Origin of the sequence: Collinsella sp. TF10-11AT, assembly GCF_003437565.1 — a bacterium.
Classification (GTDB): Bacteria; Actinomycetota; Coriobacteriia; order Coriobacteriales; family Coriobacteriaceae; genus Collinsella.
Genome location: NZ_QSQW01000005.1, coordinates 114096 through 132500, shown reverse-complemented (window position 1 = coordinate 132500; position 18405 = coordinate 114096). Strand labels below are relative to the sequence as shown.

Here is an 18405-nt window from a genome sequence, read left to right as displayed (position 1 = left end):
CGGCTACTCCCCCTCTCTGGGCAGGTCAAACGCACGCGCCGTCTCGTCGTACAGCGCGCGATAGTTGGCGAGCATCTGCTCGTGAAAAAAGTATGTGGCAACGCGACGCTGGCCGCGCTCCCCCATCTCGATACGGCGGGCACGGCTCGCACACATGCGTTCCATGGCATCGGCCAAGCCCTTGCGATACATGGGCGGCGTCACAAAACCTGCCACGCCAAAGTCGTCACCGGGGGCACCCTCGAGCAGCTCACGGCAGCAGCCGACCTCGGTCGTCACGCAGGGGCGGCGCGCTGCAAGCGACTCCAGCACGCTGAGCGGCTGGCCCTCGGAGATGCTCGTCAAAATGGTAAAGTCGAGCTTTTCCATGTACTCGACCACATTGACGCGGCCGGTAAAGATCAGGTCGCGCACGCCCAGGGTGTCGACCAGCGCGTGGCACTCGGCGCCGTACTCCTCGTCATCCACGCCGCCCATAATGTGCAGACGCACCTTGGGCAGGCGCTCGTGCAGCTCAAAGAAGGCATAGATCATGGTCTTGACGTCCTTGATGGGCGCCAGGCGCACCACCGCGCCAATATCCACCCAGCCGTCATCGGGCTTTACGGGAATGTCCTTAAAGCGATCGAACTGGATGCCATTGGGGATAACCAGGCATTTTTCTGTATCGCATCCCATGTCGATTTGCGTCTTGCGGGCGTTATGGAACAGGCTCGTCACGCGGAAGGCGCGGCGGTAGATTTCCTCCGAAAGCAGGTAGAAAAAGCGGATCCAGCGGTCCTTAAACGACGGCACCACCCAGTCGGCACGAATGATCTCTTCCTCGCGCTCGCGGGTATAGATGCCATGCTCGGTCAGCAATGCCGGCGCGTTATGAACGCTCGAGCCAAGGCTCGCAAGCAGACCGCCGTAGCCGGTCGAAATGGCGTGATACACGTCGGCAACCGGGACCTCGCTGCCCAGCAGATAGAGCACGGGTAGCAGCATGGAGCGCATAGTGTGGAATGCATCAGCAAAGGGTGTGTAGGGGTACTCGGCCAGGCACACGTCGCGGAAGATGTCCATAAACGTGCGGCTCTGCAAAAATGAGAGCGGATGCACGTGGCGGCGCTGGAAGATATCGAACAGCACGTCCCAGTCCGGATTGGAGAGCGAAACCAAACGGCGCAACGCCTCGCGCTCGCGGTCATCGAAGTCGACTTCTTGCTGCTCGCCCGAAAGCCGCAGGGCATCGTCCAGGAACACCTCGTGCACCTCGACGACGTTGCCGGGCAGCTCGTAGACAAACTTGCCGCGGTCTTCGGCGTGAGCGCCAATCACCCACAGCACAAACTCGTACTCGGGCATCGCCGTGATGTAGCCGTGCATCCAGGTGGATACGCCGCCGTGCACATAGGGGTAGCAGCCCTCGAGTACCAAGCAGATTCTCATTTGTCGCCACCCTCCTTGCGCGCAATGGTCACCGTCTTGTCCGTGGCCTTGACCAGGTACAGGTCGCCCGTCAGATGCGTAATCTCGCCACCCTTGACCGCACCCGGCACGTCGTTGTTGGCGCGGAACATGAGCCACGCTTCGTCGTGGAAATTGCCCAGACTGAGCGTCCAGGCATCCGCACTGGTATCCACGCTCACCGTCACGGACGAAAAGCGCTGGATGGCGCCCGAGCATTCCGAACCGGTCTGGCGCCGCAGGTCGGGCGCAGACTTGGTAAGCCACTCCAGGTAGTTGGTCAGACCGCCCTTGTAGACCTCCCAGCCCTCCTTGGCTCCGCGACCGGGATCCAGTAGGTCGTCCGGATGCATAAAGTGCGTACTCACGTAGTGCATGTTGAGCTCGGACACGGCTGCCAGACGCATATAGGAATCGTTGACCATGCCGCCCGAGACAATACGTGGCTGCTCCACAATGCCATCGCTCGCCACGCCAAACTCCTGCACATAGGGCAAGTCGGTGCCATCCTCAAAATACGTACTGGCGATGGTCTTAATGCGCGGAACGTCGGTGCCAATAAGCTTGCGCGCACGGGCCGAAAGGATATTCGACGGTGGCACATAGACCGAGCCGTGCGCGTTGGGCAGTACCTCGTCCTGGAAGGCTATAAGCTCGTTGAGCGATGCGACGAGCGTCTCCTTGTTCTTCCACGTCTTGTAGTCGTACAGTGTGCCATAGTCGGTATCCCAGAGCGCCAGCGGCTGATGGTTGTAGCCGTGGAAACCCAGCTCTCCGCCCATCTGCAGCAGCATGCCGCCAAAGTAGCGAAACTGCGTGGTATCGGCCTGGCGCGCAGGCTCGGTCTGGTTGACCGCGTCCTCGTAGTTTTCGATCATCACGCCGGTAAAGCGAACGCCATATTTTTGCGCGAGCTTTTGCAGATCGGGCCACCAGACCTTGGTATAAAAGTCGGCGATAGAAAGCCCGTAGTCGCGCTTGATGTAGGTGCCGTCGCCCGAGGGCACGGGGCTGGGAAAGTCGTCCAGATAGAAGACGGCGCTGTTGATGACGGGGTAGGCCGTGGCATCGCCCAGCAGGCTGATCGCCGCGGCGTAAAAACCGCGCATGACCTTGTCATAGATACCGATATTGCACACCACGGTGCGACCGCTACCGCAGTCATTCGACCAAATGAGCGGGGCGCCCGCATCGCCGGTCTTAGCCCACACACGAGCCGTCTCGCGCAGCGAAACCGAACGCGACGAATCAAAGGGGTCCGAGAGCTCGTAGCGCTCTCCCCCGCCCAGCATAAAGTCCTCGCTCGGCACAATGCTTTCGGCTTTTACATAGTCATATCCGGCAGATTCAATGCCAAGCTTGGGAGCAATCAATTGCAGATAGCCCGAGTTATCCGGAGGCATGGCGAGCATAAGCGAACCGCCGGCACTCACCCAACTCATAATGTCGCTCAGGTGCGTACCGAGCCCATCGAGCGACGGCATGAGCAAAATCACGCGATCGTAGGAGGTCAGCGAGGGAATGGCATCCGCGCCGTCCAGCGCAAGGTCCACGTCGCGGTGCGCGATCTTCATGTCGAGCAGAATCTGGTCGAACTGCTCCTTTACGTCCTCGACGCCAGCTTGATCGGAATCGGTAATGACCAGGCACGTGGGCTTTTGGCCAAATATTGCCGAGGAGGCCGGAACCGCATCGTTGGCGGCAAGCATCCCCAGCTTATGCTGGCCCGCACTGTACTGCACGCCGGCGCGCTCCACCAGCAGCACGGCCGCCATGGCAATAAAGACCGCCCACACCACAAGCAGCCCCATCCAGCGAAAATGGCCCGCACGGTCGCGGATATGCTGTACCACGCTCATCGGGCCTCCTCTCCGTTGCGCCAAAACGCCAGTTCCTCGCGGTTGGCGGCGCTCAAGTATACATGCTGTTTGTCAATCGCATCGATCACGCGGTGGACCTCGTCACCGTCGCGGCGCATCACCGCCAGGCGCAGGCAAAGCATCCAAACCTCCTGCTCCTCGGGCACGTCGAGCACCAGCTGGTCGGTCACGGCCTGCGCCTCGTCGATCTGTCCGACATCGGCCAGCGCCGTCGCGTATCGAATGCGAAGCTCAAGGGTGTCCTCGCGCTCGCAGCGACGCGCAAGCAAGCGCGCGTACTGTTGGCGTTGAATCTGAGCCACGCGCCCCTCAGCCAAGCCCGAGCCCAAGTATTCACCAAGAAAATCGCAGTATTCGTTGAGGTTTTGCGCGCTCGGGTCCGTCTTAAAGGCACGCTCCAGCTGCTGCAGTTTAAGGTCGGACTCCTTCGAGATCTGCGCCACCGCCGTCGCGGCATAGTGCGCCACCTCAACGTCGTCGTTAAGCTTAGCCGCCTGCAGCTGCGCCAGGTACGCGTCGGGCTCCTCGGTGAGCATGGAGAGCATTAGGCGGCGCCGTTCTGCCGGGTCGTTGACGATGAGCGCCTCCTCGAGCGGCACTACGCCTGCATCGGCATCACCACTCGGTACCGACATACTACGATGCAGGTCGTCGTTGAAGCGCAGCGACTCCAGCGCAGACTCTTTCAGCCCCTCGCCAAACGCCGTTCCGCGGACCGATAGCAGAACCACCAGCAACGGGCCCCACAGCGGCACCAGCACTATCACAGCCAGCATATGCCCGCGCACCGGCAGCAGGCCCAACTTCATAAGCGTCCACAGCACCAGGCAAACCAGCGCATGAATCAGCAACAAGACGGCGGCAACGACAAGCGAGATCAAGCGGCACCCCCCTCACCGTCACCGGTGTCAGCAATGTGTTGCAGCAGCGCCACGATGTCCTCGCCGTCGACGGGCTCCACCGCAATCTGCTTTGCGCTCAGGCGCTCGCGGATAATGGGCAGATCGCATGCCTTTGCCTGGCGCATAAGCAGGTAGAGCACGTCGCCGTCGATCAGGCCCGCCGCATCGCTCTCGCGGATCGCCGACCCAATCGCGCCCACCAGCTCGCCGATAGGCTCCATGCCTGGTACCACGCGCAGGAGCAAAAAACTCCCCATCTTGCCATCTGCCAGCGCCTGCTCGGCCGCGAGCTCTTGGCCAAAGGCAGCCTGCTTGAGCACGCAAGTGCCGTCAACGCAGCGTTTATCCTGTGCCACCGCCTCATAGTCAAAGGCACGGCCAAGCGCGCTTTCGACCAGGCCGCACAAGATGCGGAACAGGTTTTGGTAATAGAGCGTCATTTGGTTTTCGGCCGCACGACGCACAAAAATCAACACGGCGGGTGCCCCGTCGCGCTCGATCGTGTATCCAAACATGGGAAGCCCCGGCGTCAGCTCGCGGTTCACCCACAGATTCGAACGACCCCCGTCGCCCAAAAGAGGTGCAAGCTGCTCAAGCGTGAGCGAGCGTGCAGCATCTTCCGCAATCGCGGGACTTGCTGCCACCAGGCGTGCAAATGCCCCGCCCGAAACATGGTAGATCGCCACCGAATCGTTCTCGAGGATCTCGCCCAGAAGCTCGCAGCACTTGCGATAGATGTCGCGTGGGTTGAGCACGTCAAGCTCCTGCGTCACGGCAAAGATCTTGCCAAAGCTGTCGTGGCGACCCACGATCTGGCGCCTGTACGCGCGCTTGTCCTCGATCGCGTCGTGGTAGAGCTGCGTAAGGAACGTATTGCGGTTGCGCGCGAGCTCGTTTTGATCGCGCTCCGCCCTAATGGCTTCGCTATTGCGCAGCTGCACATAGCCGCACACGGCACCCACAACAAAGTACGCAATAAACGGCAGCCAGTTGGACGGCTCGTAGAACAGGCCCTGGAAGGTATAGCCGTACAGAGTAAAGTAACTCGCGGCCAAACCCACCGACGCCAGCAGCGCCGCAACCAGGCCAAAGTCCAAGCCATACAGCGTGCCGATGAGCACCACGTAGAGCAGGCGATAATCGAGCACGTTGAGCTGGGTCGATTGAGAGAACAAGCGCTCCAGCACTTCAAAGAGCACCCAGGCGACTGCCGTCTCCAGGCATTTGACAGGCAGCGTGCGCATTTGAATGCGGTCGATGGCCGCGCGCAAGGGGTTGACCTTCTTTGCACGACCAGCATCCCAGCGAGCCTGAATGGTCGAGAGGTCGCGTAGCAAGTCGTAGCGCTGAAACCAGCCATAGCGCACGCGAGCGACGTCGCTGGCAGGCAGGGCGTAGCCGGCAGAATCGCCATAGGCAACTGAGAGTCCTGGGAACAGTGCCTGAAGGGCCTCGCCCACCTCACCCACCGTGTGATGGAAGGTATCGGCTACGTCGAGCGTCTCAAAGTTACCATTCCAGCTGTCGAAGATACGGCGTACCAGCACCGAAAGCTCCTCGGCACACAGCAGGGGAAACGCCGCATCCTGCGCGCCCTGCAGAGCGGCCGATCCGGTTGAGCACGCGTCGAACAGCGGCACCAAAAACGGGTCTTCCAGCGCGGCAGACGCGGTATACAGGAACGGCACGCGCAGGATCTTAGTCTGAACGCCCTCGCGAGCAGCGTAGTAGCGGCACAGGTCGTTGGCTGCGTGCGCGATAATGCCCTTGCCCGTTCGCCCCGCGGCATCGGCGGCACCCTCGGCACCCGCGGGACCTGCTATATACAACAGCTGGATCCGGCGACCCGCGCACGTACGAAAGACCGAGCGCAGCAGCTCGATATCGCCCACGGTATCGGTATGCGGGGTTAGGTAATTAGACAGGTAGACCACGCGGTCGAACTCGTAGGCCTGATCCAGGTGCTGGAGGAGCACTTTCCACGAGGCATGGAGCGACGACTCGTCGCGGCGCGCGTCCTGCGCGGCTACGACCTGCACATGGTCGCCGGGGAATGCCTTGGCGCAAAAGTCATCGTCAACATATGCGGTGTTGCCAACAACCAGCACCTCCATGGCGTACTCCTCCCCTAAAATCCACTTCTGTCATAGTCAAACATGCGTATTTTACGCTGTAAACGCGAGCTAGGGCGCCTTTAAGGCTGTTTTAAGAACTTTTTTAGAGGATGTGGGGACATCGAGAGTGCTAAATGAGCACCCAATCCAGAAGTATGCGGTAAATTCAAGACATGCCGACAACACGGTATAGTGACAACACGTCTACCTGCGGTTTCTTTACGCAAAAACAACGGCGTGCTCGAGGGCTCCGGAATTTGCAGCATACTTCCGGCGGGCACTCAGCTGCTATTTCAACAAGTCAACCAGCAAAAACTCTCCGCTCTTTCGCTTACTCGTCTCCGCATGAGCTTTAATTGCCTTTACAAGTTTTTCGCCGTTGCCCCAATATTCCTCAAGAAAGTCCTTCTCTTTAATTTTGCCTAGTCCAAGACGCTGCTTGCAGAATTCATTAGGCTTAAGTTGTCTATCCCTTCTGGTCGCGTTCTCCCAATCCCGATAGGCACCCTCGGCGTGAATCACAAGCATCTCGACCTCCGGCCGCGTAACAAAACTCAGCACTTTAGTGCCGTTCTGCCTGCGCTTTGGAAACTCAAACTTGGGAGCGCTGCTGTCCACAATCCGTGCAACCGCAAGTCCTTCAGCCCCAGCAGTCTCGTAGTTCATCGAGAAATAGTCGTTTGCAATTTCGGAAGCCTTGCGTTTTCGCGTGTAAGGACGATCAACAATGAGGGCATCTTTGACCACTCGTTCTCTTGGGACGATCAACAAATCGTTGTCATACAGCACCTGAATAACGACACCCTCTGCAGTTCCTTCACAGCTAAACAAGACAAAACGACTTGATAGAATGTCTTTTGCCTGATTACCCATTGATGTGCTCGCAAACATATTCGCGCATCGCTTGAACGTCGGGGTACTTAGGCATAGACCCCTTAATCACATTGTTGATGATCACATCGCTCTTTTTGTTCTCAATCCGATTGATACGCTCGGAATACTTGATGAGCTCTGTCTTAAACGAATCGTCGCGCACAAGAACAAAGACATTGTCTTTACGTCTCAGCACATCAAGGAGCTCCGAGTAATGAGTCGAAAAGAGCAAAGTTGCCCCATGGGGGTTCGTAACGGGAGAAGCAAAAAGCTCAATCACTGTGCCAACAAGTGATCTATTAAGACCCGTTTCAATCTCGTCCACAATCAGATAGCCCCCATTTCTGAGAGCGGTTATCGCTTGATTGACCAGCTCAGCGCCCAAGATCGTTCCATTTGACAGAACAGAAGTCGCGATCGCGACATTCATCACTCGCTCCGCTCGCTCACCCTTAAACTTAAGATGGAACACTTGGTTTTCCTTGTTCCAGACAAGATATTCAACACTCGGATCAAAAGCCTGAACAACAGGGGTTGGCAAGCTCGTCAAAGGCAGCGTGCGCTCGGGGGACTCCACCGAGACCATCTTTTTACCCGTGATGACAGACACGATTGACATGTTGTCATCCAGGAAAGTTCGTTGGGCATCGTTAAGAACAAGGTCACCATCATCAGGCCCCTCACGAACCAGAATAGGCTCAGAAACATCCTTCAGATGCTCGATATTCAAAACGACCTTTCTAGAGACGCGCGATACGGGGCATCTCCAAAGCCATTCATTCTCAAATGCAAGCGATTCCGCAAAAGAAGTATCCTCCGCAGCTACGCCATCTACTTTGCGAAGCCGAGACTCAATAAGATAGACCGAACCTTTTTCGAAAAAAACACAGGCAACATTGACTTGGCGCTCCAAGTTTCCGAGAACATCGGAGCCAGTTGCAAAGCGGCGCATAACAAAGCTGCCAGACATATAACCAAGTACAAAGCGCACGAGGTTGAGAGTCGTTGTCTTGCCGGATGCGTTAACGCCAACAACGCCCATTACATTTTGAGAATAGAGCGAGGACCCAACTGGCAGCGGAAACACGTCAGCATAATTACCTTCTTCATCGCTCAAAACTCGATCGGCAGCAATAAAATCAAGTTCTAAACGCTTGTCCTTAAACAGTGTGACCCCATCGATTCTTAATTTAAGAAGTTTCACAGCGACCTCCTCTTAGACAATTCAATTATAAACAGTTTTCCTGTTTATAATTTGAAAAACAAGATTTCTGAGAAAAGCTCAGTCATTTAAGTTCATGCACAGAGACCCCCGTCGACCGTTGCGATGTTCGCAGACACGGTCCGTGCCCCCTTCGTCTGTGATTTATTGTTTATCCGCTGGAAATCACATAACGAGGTGCGGACCTTGTTCCGGTATGCGATTATCAATTTACGAAAGAAACCATGCGTCATCGGCATACATCGATGACCTGACGAACGGCCGTCTCTATATGAACGCAGCCGGCTACTGCTACGGCCTGCCTGGCGGCAGCATCGTCATAATCAGGATATGCATCAACAGAAGAACGTCCAAACACATAACGAGGCAGGTTCCCGAGGGGAAATACAAACGCGAGTCGAGGCGATGCCCACGAAGCCCTTCTCGATGGAGTCGAGAGAGAAGATAGCGCGGATTGACAACCATAGGAATGTCTTTCGCGACGCTGCCGTCCATCACCCATAGGCGAGCTCTACTAACGCTGGCAGAACGCCTCCGCAAGAAACAGCCTTACCGTAGCTCGCGTACTTAGCTAAAAGCGCGTTGTAATAATCCGGTTCGACCTGCCTGCAAAAGCTCAAGTGGCCTAAAACGCGATGGGCGTAATTACGATCGCACTCGCGCATAAGCACCTGGTATAACGAGCGCTTTAGCTCTGCTTTTCTTTGGGGCCCCAGTCGAAGAACGCCATTGCAGTCAAGATAGATGCCCGTGATTTTACGAAGGTGCCCTCGCCCAAAACAACGAGTTTTGTCATTATTCAAATCAAACCCCTTTTGCCGTAGGCGGCCACCAACAATAGCTGAAATCTCCGCAGAGTCTATCCATTCAGTTGATGAAATGCAGATGTCGTCAGAGTATCGCGAGTAGACGAATCTTTCGCCTAGTCTAGCTGCAATCTCATTGTCAAACGAAGCCATTATGCGATTGGCAATAAAGGGCGAACACGGAGAACCCGTTGCAAGAGAACCCCGATAACATGATAAAGCTACGAGAAGATCGACATCGTCTGCAGTAAGACGCGAGCGAAATTCAGCGTTTGTCGACCGATACGTTCCCCCTGAAAACAAATTCCTAACCATTTGCTGAGTGCAGGACTCAAAGAAATGGCAAATATCAAGCAGAAGAAAATGACTGCTCTTAGCATGGAGCCCGGCATTACGGCAGACGCTTGAACCCTTTTCGTAAGCTGTAGCGTAAGGAAGATCTATATCAAACTCCGTATTTATATAATCCGAAATCCAACATTGGACGAGCTTCAAATCTGGCAGAGGCGCAACAATCTTTCTCCCACCGGCAGAAAAACAGTGATACCTATCTGCCGTTGAGCTTACAAGGCCCAATAGCTGACAATTTGTCATTCCAAGGTCGAAGCAAATTCTATCCGCAATAGACACCGGCAACGCCTCCATACCCCATTGATCTCTTACGAAGGATTACCCGCGCCCTCATATTTAAGAAATCTCGGTCTTCGTATCCCTTAAACATGAAATAGGAATCAAGGTGTATCGTGCTTTTAATCAGATAATCAGGACCCCTATTGCATCTCACTTTAGAAACAAGACCGGTAGCTTTCATCATGCAGCAAACATCCGACCAAGATATCGGAACGCCGGCATTTTTCATGTCTGCATTTAAAATGGGCGAGAATATTTTGAGCTTACTAGCACGGAAGCCTTTAGCCGCACAGTATATCGTTCGTAAATCGGTCTCCGACATGGGGCCCAATATTTGAAGCAAATCAAGTAACTCATGGACGAGCGAGCCCACGTTAATCTTGGACTCGTCTCGATTGATCATCTTTCTAGCGGCCTTTAGGCCAGCCTTGCCCCGCTTAGTAGCATTAACGCCAATAAGGGGTCTTAGTTCAGAAACAAAGCGGCACAAGTCAGGCGAAGACATTGGGTTATTTAAGTCTAAGTAAAAGACTTTGTTAAGCGAAGAGTCGCCCATGGCTATTTCTTCCACTGGCCCATCAATCAAGAAGCTCCGAGAGCCCTTATATTGCTTTCCAACAGCAACAGAGGTAATCCAAGCGGCATGAGGCAAAGCGGAGAAAGCACCCAACTCGCAAAAAGATCCACAGCTCTCTGCAAAAATCAATATCCAGTCCGATATATCGGCAAGCATGGCCTCTTGCTGAAGTAAATTAAGTCTCGAACCGTCCATTTCCGCCGCTACGTCTTCGGCGGTAAGACAAAAAACGTTTTTTAAAGCCTCGGTGTGATTGTTGGACACATAAGCTCTAAAGAATCGTCGAGAGGAATGCAGGCTCTGATCACCGCCGCAGGGAAAGATAAACAAGGGCAGTTTATTAACGTCACGATTAACCCTCAGATGATTTCTCAGGATATTCAAATCAGTTTTACTGATACAGTCGCAGAGCATTGCACCTCGATTCCAATAAGGACAAGGCCGCACAGTCCGTGCATATGGTCATTCCGTAGGCACGGTTTCGGGTCCGTGGCTATGGAATGACCATATGCACGGACCCGAATTGGTAAAAACGTCTCAGTCCATCTTTAACAGAGGACTCGCTCCAGTCGGGGCGATCAATGACTAGCTGCGACCTTGTCTCAAGTAACTTTACCATCACAATTAGTGCCTAAGGTTTGATATTAGCCGGCTATAAATAGAAAGCACGCTAGTCCCAAATCAAGTTTATGCTTCAAAATGCGCTCTATCGAGCAGCGAGTCACCTATTCCCGGCTGCTACTCGCGTAGGATCAAACCTCGCCCTCAACCCCCCCCTTCTTCTTGCATAACACATGTATCGCGTGTTCGCCCAAGATTGCCGTGCACAGCTTCAACACCGCACCCTTTACGACGTTGAAGAAGTTCTTAAGAAACGGTGCGTCCATGTCGTAGTGGTTTACGTTCCTAAACAGCGCATAGATTGCCAGAAACGTTTGGGCAATGACCACGACAACACTCATTGCAAGAGCATTGTAGGGCGACTGGGAAAGCCGCACCAAGGGCCTCAAGCGCAGTTGGGCAAACCAATCTCCGGCGACCAACAATCCGTCTTGGGCAGTCTTAATAACCCATAGGGAAAGTAGTTACGCATAAGGAGGTGACGCATAATTTCTTTCACAAATTGACAAACACATAGAGGGACACGGTCCACGCGTCTTCATATGATTTCTGGCGACTAGACAATAAACCATCGAGGAAAGGGGCACGGCAGTATTTGCGAACATCGTATCAGTCGACGACGAGTCGTCCGAGCCCGTCGGGGCCGAACGCTACGAGAGGGCGGCGGGCCGGGAGGTCTACCGCAGCGGCCACTACGCTTGGAAGCTCGTCACCGGGGCAGGGGAAGTCGAGCTCGGCGTGCCGAAACTCCGCGGCGCGACCTTCCGGACGGCTGTCATCGAGCGCTACCGCAGGCGCGAGACCTCGGTCGAGGAGGCCATCGTCGAGATGTACCTGGCGGGCGTCTCAACCAGGAGGATCGAGGACGTCTCCGAGCTCCCCTGGGGGGCGCCGGTGTCCACCGCGAGGACGGTGCGCGACGGGTTCGCCGAGACGCTTGCCTACACGGAATTCCCGCCGGAGCGCTGGCGCCGGATCAGGTAGAACGACGGGGTCGAGCGCATCAACCGCGAGATCAGGAGGAGGACGAAGGTCGTCGGAACCTTCCCGGACGGCAACTCGACCCTCATACTGGTGACGGCGAGACTGAAGTTCATAGTGAAGCAAAAAGCGGCAAGAGGAGATGCCTGGATATATCGAAGCTGGACGAGATGGACGAGCTGAAGGGAGAGGCGAAGGGCCAGAAGAGGATGGGGCCGAGGACGGCTAAATCAATTTGCGAAAGAAACTTGACGGTACCAGAAAATGTGACCCAACCCCTCACTCTGCCGTCGAGTCATTATGATAATTAACAACGTAAAACGATGAGGAGCCCAGGCGGAACTCAAGTAGACGGGAACAACGTGCAATCAATCGAACCTCTAAAAACCACGGACGGTCTGGGCGAAGGCAAAGGCGGCATTTGGAAGAAGTGGCCTTGGAAAGACCTAGATCACTATGAATTAATGTCTGATCTTATTCTTAAGGCTAACTACAGCATTCAGGACTTCAATGCTGTCATCAAAGACGGTTTTTCTCCCAGCATTAAGGACACTGTATTTCTGGTAGCACTTGCCACCTGGATTAAAGATGCATACTGGCAGATTAATTACGCCTGCTTGAAAGAAGTAATTAGAACCAAATTCGAGTTCTCAAGACAGAATGAACTCACAGAGGCGCGTAATTATCTTGAAGCGGTTCGCTCAATCGTAATTGCACACCCCCTAAATTCGACGAGGCATGAAGAATACGGCTTTGGTCCAGAAGGACGAATTTGTATTGATATGCGACGGAAAAGCCTTCTCGATTCATATCCGGGCAGAGTGATCTATCGCATTACACCAAAAGGATTCAAAGAAACCGACAGTGTCGAGGACAACGAAATTGCACTAATGACCTGTCGCCGAAATAAAACAGAAAATGGCAAGCTACATTTTGAAAGATGTTGCCTGGATATGTGCGATATCCGCAACTCAGCCCAAGTCTACATTGACGCCTTGTACGAACTCGATCGACATCTCGGTCGACTAAGAAAGAAAGACTTCGAAACATGAGTGTGATCTTCTCTAGCGAATTGATCTACGCTCAGCCGTAACTGCATTTTGAACATCCTTTAGATGCTTCTGCGCCTTTCGGCGTTTATCTTTTAAATCCTTAACTGGATCAACGTCAACCTCATTAAAAACATGGGTTATATCACCGTCACGATATGCAACAAAGGAAATGCCGCCTAACTTGCCGACAGCTTTGCCGTGCTGCGATAGCAATTTCTTCATATCTCTGCGAACGGCACGTATTCTAGGCTCAGCACAATCCAGAAAATGGCAGAATAATTTAAGCACAAGCTCCTGGTACTTCATGTTTGTATACCTGAAGCAAAGGTACGAGCAGCCGGACGAATCACGTTCTTTCATTATCGAAATTGACTTGCTTAAAAAAGCGCGCAGTTTTGGCGAGGTATTGTAGTCGCGCAAATCGGCAATTTGGTCAAGATCAAATCGGACCCTAATCAAACCGTTTTCCCTAACAAGCGAAACAACGGTTTGACCATGCTGAACGGGATTTCGAATCTCATACATAAAAACATAGAGGCCACCTCGGTCATACCAAGCAGAAGGCAACTTCCAATATTTTTTATATAGTTCTTTTTCAGAACCTCGATCATAAACCCGCATGACCGCTTGCATTCTATCGACAAGACCACGGGCTGCGGATACATAATTACCAAAGGCGGCGTTAACAACAGTCCTTTCGCCAAAACCACCGCTGGTAAAGCCGTCGGGCAAGAAGTCAGACCGATCGCACGGAACCAGGCGCCGCAGTTCACCGTAGTTCCATCGAAACTGTTCATACAGTTGGTTAACCTCCCAAAATGACCGCACAACACCGTCATACTCTTTCACTTTGGTTGCAGAATCGCCCTCGAGATATTCAATCTTTGAAAGCGCTTCCTGGGCTTCGTCGCTCACCGATTGAAGCGGCAAAACATGAACTAAATCTGCCAAAGTAATTCCCCCTTGAATCCCAGATATATGTATCGGCCCGAAGCAACACCGCCCATGAAAGGACGCCTAGCATCAAAACGGCAACATCGCATGTCCACTCAAGTTCGAACCCAGAGAGGCATACATCGACGACCTAATAAACGGGCATTTCTACATCAATGCTGCCGACAACTAACATGGCCTGCCTGGCGAACAGGGCAATCCGTTCTAGGCGTCCATGGCTCCCAGGGTGCGCCCCATCAGGATCCCCTGATACACTAGCCCTCAACTAACTGCACACAAAACCTCGGCCGAGTTTTATGTTCAAGAAGAAACCCCTCACGCTAAAGCAACAGTTAGCTTTGTGAGATCACCCTGGAGCAGATGCAGCAATGACATCACTAGCGACAACAGCCAGTTATAATTTCAACCTGGCCTATTTAAATAGCGCTGTGCCCCCTATCGCAAAGCTAATAGTTCATGGCCGTGTTTGTTAGGACGATAGCCGCAAAACGAGTACAGCTCCGATTCGCACTCAGTTCCTGGACAGACAAGCTCATCTTCAAAAAACAGATGATTAAGACAAACAGGGTTCTTGGAATGTTCAAGACACAGGTAACGTCCAGCTTTACTGGAATAATGCCAGCGCCCAAAGTCGACAATCATTGATTTAAGTGCGTTGGCGGAGCGCCTTCCAAAATATATCCCTCGAATTGACAAATTTCCATGTGCGACATCCGGAGTCATTCTTAAATTAAGCCCTCTGCCACCGCCCACAGGACTATAAGCAACACAGGGTTCGTATGAATAAAACTCATCAACAATTGCATTGCTCAATTGATAGGTAGTCTCACCGAGAACTTCAAAGGGGCGAGAAAACTCTTGATGCAAATAATCATGCAGCAGGCAGTATTGTCCGAATGCAGTCGGGCTTTGCCCAAACAGCCTACGCACTTCGGAAGGAATATAAACACCAATACCAATAGCTTTAATAGGTCTAGCGACCTCATACGCTATCAAAGCAAATTGGTCATCAACGTTCACCCTGGCTTCGTCAAGCGTCGTGACTGGGTCACCGCAATTGACATATAAATAGCTCTCACCGGGTTTGTTTAATCGCCCAAAATTGGTCACGCAGTTATTCGGTGGCTCCCACAGTTGACCCTGGTCAATAAACTGAGCTCCATAATCGAGAGAAGAAGAGACACTTCGCGCACGAAAAACAGTCGCCCCCTTAGGTAAACTAATGTATTCAGGAAACTGTAAGTACATGCCATCAACACGAAGCTGATTATGCAATATTTCTTGAGCATTTTCATGGCGGACATCAGCCCAGAGAGAACTTAGAGCTGGCAGCCTACATTCAAATTCCGCCTTTTCCAATGCAGCAATAAAACCATCCAAGTCACCTTGAATACAATTAAACATCCTCGCAATAACTGAGCTATCAAGGGGCTGACCAAGCTCTCCAGCAGAAATAAACATAGAACGATGCAAGATAAAACGTCCTCCAAACAAAACCAGACAATCACGCGCGCCAAGGTCAAATTTACTCGGTCATTACAAAATAATATTACCCTGCAGAATAACCGAGAATAACCTGTGGCCAACACCACCATCCAACCCAAAGCCCACCTCCAGCCCCCATCTGTCCAAGGAGCTGGCCGCCGCCGAGCCCGATATCGCCGCCAAGACTATCTACTGCGGCCCCATCGACGCGTTCTACGACTTCAAGCTGGGCACGCTCGAGTACCGCAGCCTGCGCTCCGAGACCGAGACGCTCGACGAGGCCGACCACCAGAGCGTGGCCGTGGTCAACTACACCGAGCGCGAGGTCCCCTACACGCGCGTCATCGAGCACAAGCACTTCGAGTTCGGCACGCAGGACAGGACCGTCATCACGCGCGAGTACCCGGCCGACTGGAAGCCCGGCGACGAGCCCTACTACCCCATCAACGACGCCAGGAACGAGGCCCTGTACAGGCAGTACGAGGAGCTGGCGGCGCAGGAGGGCGACGTGGTCTTCGCCGGTCGCCTGGGCGGCTACAAGTACTACGACATGGACAAGGCCATCGCCGCCGCCTTCGAGCTCGTCCGCAACGAGCTGGGCATGGAGCCGACGGAGGCGTAGGAACCATCCTGAATAACTGCTGATTGCCAACAATACGGCACAGCATTTGATTTGAGGGGTGCGGAACAAAAAACCGTGCCCCAATTTTATTAACAGGACCCTCTATCCGCAGTCTATTACCGTAAAATAAACCCAATAAAATATGTGCGGAGTGCTGGCCTGGAGCTGCCTTCGGACCCTATTGGCTGCTCACCGAGAGGCTCCGCTATGAAACGACCCCTTTACTACCTGCTCTGCGCGATCGCGTGCACGTCCATGGTCAGCGCGACGTTGCCTATGCCAGCCATCGCAGAAGCCATGCAGCCTCAGGAGACCGCCGAGCAGCAGGCACAAGCCGACGCCACGAACAGCGACGCGGGCAAGGCCGAAGGCGGCACCAACACAATCGCGACAGCAGATACCGTAGAGGACGGCAACGCAACATCCACCGACGCCAGCGCAGCCAACACGGAAAGCGCTGACGGCACCCCCACCGCCAACGCCACAGACACCGCCGCGCCCGGCACCACCGCCGCAACCGGCACCCCCACCCCATCCCTCCGAGCCCAAACCGACCCCACGCCCGCCGCAATCTCCGCTGCGTCACAATCCGGCTACGCCCACTCCGCCACCGCAAGCCAAAACGGCGTCACCTTCACCGTCTCATGGAACGACGCCCCCGCGGGCACCGCGACGACCTTCCACGTAACCCAAGCCAACGGCTCGTCCCAGGCCAAGGCGCGCATGGACGTGCCCACCTATTGGGACGGCGGCAGCCAGGAAAGCGTCTGCGACCCGTCGCGCCCGGCATGGGCCAGCTACTACAGCCTGGGCACCGCGGGCCACGACTTTACCTTTGACTTCACGGCGTCGGGCACGTACCGCATCCACTTCTACTTTATGGACAACGACAGAAACGACCCCAAAACGACAAGGGGATCTACTACCTGCGCACCACGGCGGAGGTGACCGTAAACGACGCCGCCCGCCCAAGCGTCACGCAGATCGTCAACAACGCCGTGGCCCAGTGCAAGCAGGAGACAAACGGCTCGGAATACGACATGGCGCTGTGGCTCCACGACTGGACGCTCGACCAGCTGGAGTACGACCACAGCCTCAACTGGTGCTCGGCCGAAAGCGGACTCACCCGCCACCAGAGCACCTGCGAGAGCTACCAGCGCATCTACTCCAAGCTCCTTGACGCCGCGGGCATCGCCAACGGCCGCATCACCGGCAACGGCCACACCTGGAACGCCGTAAAGATCGACGACAAATGGTGCCAGATGGACCTAACCTGGGACGACACCAGCAACAACTGGTACAGAGACCTGGACCAGCGCCATCTGTACTTTGGCCTGACCGACGAGCTCATGGCAATCGCCCACTCCGACCACACGGCAAACTACCAAAAGGGCGACTACGCCTACCGCTCAACCGACCTATCCAACAATTATTTTGTGCGAAACGGAAAGGCCGATGAATGGGCCGAGAAGTATGCCGGCCGCATTCAGCAGCACTTGAATGCCAAGGAAGAGAGCATTTCCATTGATGCTGATAACCAGTCCTTCCCGCCGAGCATCTCGGGGATTCAGAACGGGATTGTTGCGTACGCGATGAATCTGAGGGAGTGGAAAACAGGGAAAAGTAATGCAGCGATACAAGCAGTATCGAATTTCAAAACATGCTCTAGTACCTCATGGGAAGTCACTTTCGATTTCACAGTTAAATACACCAATGAAAAGAGGACGGTTGGACAAAGCAGGCAAACGGCTCGCTTCTCTATTTAATTAACGGATAACCGGCCCATGACGAGCAGCGGATCGAGGGGACGGTGGTACTTCTTCGACCCGGAAACGGGGCAGACGCTGAACGAGAATTGATAGCGATTTATCAGACATAATCACGTTGTGTATTTGCTCGTTAGGGCACTGCTGAATATCGCGAAACAGTACCGCCGATATTACGCTTGGGAAACAGGGCCGATATGGGTCTCGGTGCCTGTCTATTGCTAGCGTTCGGCATCGTGACGTCACCTTAAATTGGAATTGCATGAAGGTATAGAGCAATGCGAGTCCTGCGACAAAATTTAAGTGAACGGGCAGCCACAGAACATGTTAGCCCGCATCGCCTGCGCCACTCGAATTACAACATTCAAGACATGCTCGCGCACGCGCGAATGAACCTCCTAGGGGACAACGTTGGATTGTTCGAGGTTTCGGTCTAGATTGCGTGCGCCGCCCAGGGGACAACCCCGGGGC

General features: G+C 54.3%; 17 protein-coding genes. 6 read left to right on the top strand and 11 right to left on the bottom strand.

All coding sequences use genetic code 11. The features are described from left to right. Nucleotides 1-3 precede the first annotated feature (3 nt). The 9 genes from pelF to DXC99_RS05090 all read right to left on the bottom strand — a co-directional run bounded on the left by pelF (nt 4) and on the right by DXC99_RS05090 (nt 11496). Nucleotides 4-1431, bottom strand: coding sequence for a GT4 family glycosyltransferase PelF (gene pelF / locus DXC99_RS05135; RefSeq protein WP_117629474.1), 1428 nt, complete (start codon nt 1429-1431; stop codon nt 4-6). Continuing rightward, the gene (locus DXC99_RS05130) at nt 1428-3308 is read right to left on the bottom strand and encodes a DUF2194 domain-containing protein (RefSeq protein ID WP_117629473.1); all 1881 of its coding nucleotides are present in this window, start codon (nt 3306-3308) and stop codon (nt 1428-1430) included. Before DXC99_RS05130 ends, pelF begins: the two co-directional genes overlap by 4 nt. After that, a complete protein-coding gene (locus DXC99_RS05125; protein ID WP_117629472.1) occupies nt 3305-4210 on the bottom strand; it encodes a hypothetical protein in 906 nt (301 codons plus the stop codon). The genes DXC99_RS05130 and DXC99_RS05125 overlap by 4 nt, the downstream gene beginning before the upstream one ends. Continuing rightward, nucleotides 4207-6345: a DUF4118 domain-containing protein gene (locus DXC99_RS05120; RefSeq protein ID WP_117629471.1), complete on the bottom strand. Its 2139-nt coding sequence runs from the start codon at nt 6343-6345 to the stop codon at nt 4207-4209. The genes DXC99_RS05125 and DXC99_RS05120 overlap by 4 nt, the downstream gene beginning before the upstream one ends. Nucleotides 6346-6633: 288 nt before the next feature. Then, on the bottom strand, nt 6634-7218 hold the full coding sequence (locus DXC99_RS05115) for a hypothetical protein (protein WP_147329339.1): 585 nt from the start codon (nt 7216-7218) through the stop codon (nt 6634-6636). Beyond that, a complete protein-coding gene (locus DXC99_RS10290; RefSeq protein WP_147329338.1) occupies nt 7211-8422 on the bottom strand; it encodes an ATP/GTP-binding protein in 1212 nt (403 codons plus the stop codon). Before DXC99_RS10290 ends, DXC99_RS05115 begins: the two co-directional genes overlap by 8 nt. 512 nt (nt 8423-8934) lie before the next feature. After that, entirely contained in the window at nt 8935-9840 is a 906-nt protein-coding gene (locus DXC99_RS10620) for a reverse transcriptase domain-containing protein (protein ID WP_369831453.1), read from the bottom strand. A 19-nt stretch (nt 9841-9859) separates the two neighbouring features. After that, entirely contained in the window at nt 9860-10867 is a 1008-nt protein-coding gene (locus tag DXC99_RS05095) for a retron St85 family effector protein (RefSeq protein ID WP_117629466.1), read from the bottom strand. 338 nt (nt 10868-11205) lie between these two features. Beyond that, nucleotides 11206-11496, bottom strand: coding sequence for a hypothetical protein (locus DXC99_RS05090; RefSeq protein WP_147329336.1), 291 nt, complete (start codon nt 11494-11496; stop codon nt 11206-11208). Nucleotides 11497-11644: 148 nt separating this feature from the next. Here DXC99_RS05090 and DXC99_RS05085 point away from each other — a divergent pair, with 148 nt between their 5' ends. The 3 genes from DXC99_RS05085 (at nt 11645) to DXC99_RS05075 (ending at nt 13107) form a co-directional block, all read left to right on the top strand. After that, entirely contained in the window at nt 11645-12058 is a 414-nt protein-coding gene (locus DXC99_RS05085; RefSeq protein WP_117629464.1) for a transposase, read from the top strand. Nucleotides 12059-12076: 18 nt separating this feature from the next. Next, nucleotides 12077-12238 carry a transposase gene (locus tag DXC99_RS10615; protein WP_117629463.1) on the top strand — a complete coding sequence of 54 codons (162 nt, stop codon included), beginning with the start codon at nt 12077-12079 and terminating at the stop codon, nt 12236-12238. 179 nt (nt 12239-12417) lie between these two features. Further along, the gene (locus tag DXC99_RS05075) at nt 12418-13107 is read left to right on the top strand and encodes a hypothetical protein (RefSeq protein WP_117629462.1); all 690 of its coding nucleotides are present in this window, start codon (nt 12418-12420) and stop codon (nt 13105-13107) included. A gap of 12 nt (nt 13108-13119) precedes the next feature. Here DXC99_RS05075 and DXC99_RS05070 read toward each other — a convergent pair whose 3' ends face one another. Both DXC99_RS05070 and DXC99_RS10285 read right to left on the bottom strand, forming a co-directional pair. Next, entirely contained in the window at nt 13120-14058 is a 939-nt protein-coding gene (locus DXC99_RS05070) for a hypothetical protein (protein WP_117629461.1), read from the bottom strand. Between the two features lie 438 nt (nt 14059-14496). Then, the gene (locus tag DXC99_RS10285) at nt 14497-15534 is read right to left on the bottom strand and encodes a hypothetical protein (protein WP_147329335.1); all 1038 of its coding nucleotides are present in this window, start codon (nt 15532-15534) and stop codon (nt 14497-14499) included. Here DXC99_RS10285 and DXC99_RS10500 point away from each other — a divergent pair. The 3 genes from DXC99_RS10500 to DXC99_RS05045 all read left to right on the top strand — a co-directional run bounded on the left by DXC99_RS10500 (nt 15515) and on the right by DXC99_RS05045 (nt 17934). Next, a complete protein-coding gene (locus DXC99_RS10500) occupies nt 15515-16168 on the top strand; it encodes a UDP-galactopyranose mutase (RefSeq protein WP_199408871.1) in 654 nt (217 codons plus the stop codon). The two genes, DXC99_RS10285 and DXC99_RS10500, sit on opposite strands and share 20 nt — an antisense overlap. Nucleotides 16169-16375: 207 nt before the next feature. Continuing rightward, the gene (locus DXC99_RS05050; RefSeq protein WP_117629458.1) at nt 16376-17116 is read left to right on the top strand and encodes a hypothetical protein; all 741 of its coding nucleotides are present in this window, start codon (nt 16376-16378) and stop codon (nt 17114-17116) included. Beyond that, nucleotides 17113-17934 (top strand): hypothetical protein, encoded by an 822-nt coding sequence (locus tag DXC99_RS05045; RefSeq protein WP_117629457.1) that lies wholly within the window; start codon nt 17113-17115, stop codon nt 17932-17934. Before DXC99_RS05050 ends, DXC99_RS05045 begins: the two co-directional genes overlap by 4 nt. The last annotated feature ends 471 nt before the right edge of the window (nt 17935-18405 follow it).

What these genes read in the sequence shown, in the direction of transcription:
- DXC99_RS05095 (WP_117629466.1), bottom strand. Translation starts at nt 10,867, where the DNA reads ATGCTCTGCGACTGTATCAGTAAAACTGATTTGAATATCCTGAGAAAT.
- DXC99_RS05050 (WP_117629458.1), top strand. Translation starts at nt 16,376, where the DNA reads ATGAAACGACCCCTTTACTACCTGCTCTGCGCGATCGCGTGCACGTCC.
- DXC99_RS05130 (WP_117629473.1), bottom strand. Translation starts at nt 3,308, where the DNA reads ATGAGCGTGGTACAGCATATCCGCGACCGTGCGGGCCATTTTCGCTGG.
- pelF (WP_117629474.1), bottom strand. Translation starts at nt 1,431, where the DNA reads ATGAGAATCTGCTTGGTACTCGAGGGCTGCTACCCCTATGTGCACGGC.
- DXC99_RS05120 (WP_117629471.1), bottom strand. Translation starts at nt 6,345, where the DNA reads ATGGAGGTGCTGGTTGTTGGCAACACCGCATATGTTGACGATGACTTT.
- DXC99_RS05115 (WP_147329339.1), bottom strand. Translation starts at nt 7,218, where the DNA reads ATGGGTAATCAGGCAAAAGACATTCTATCAAGTCGTTTTGTCTTGTTT.
- DXC99_RS10620 (WP_369831453.1), bottom strand. Translation starts at nt 9,840, where the DNA reads ATGACAAATTGTCAGCTATTGGGCCTTGTAAGCTCAACGGCAGATAGG.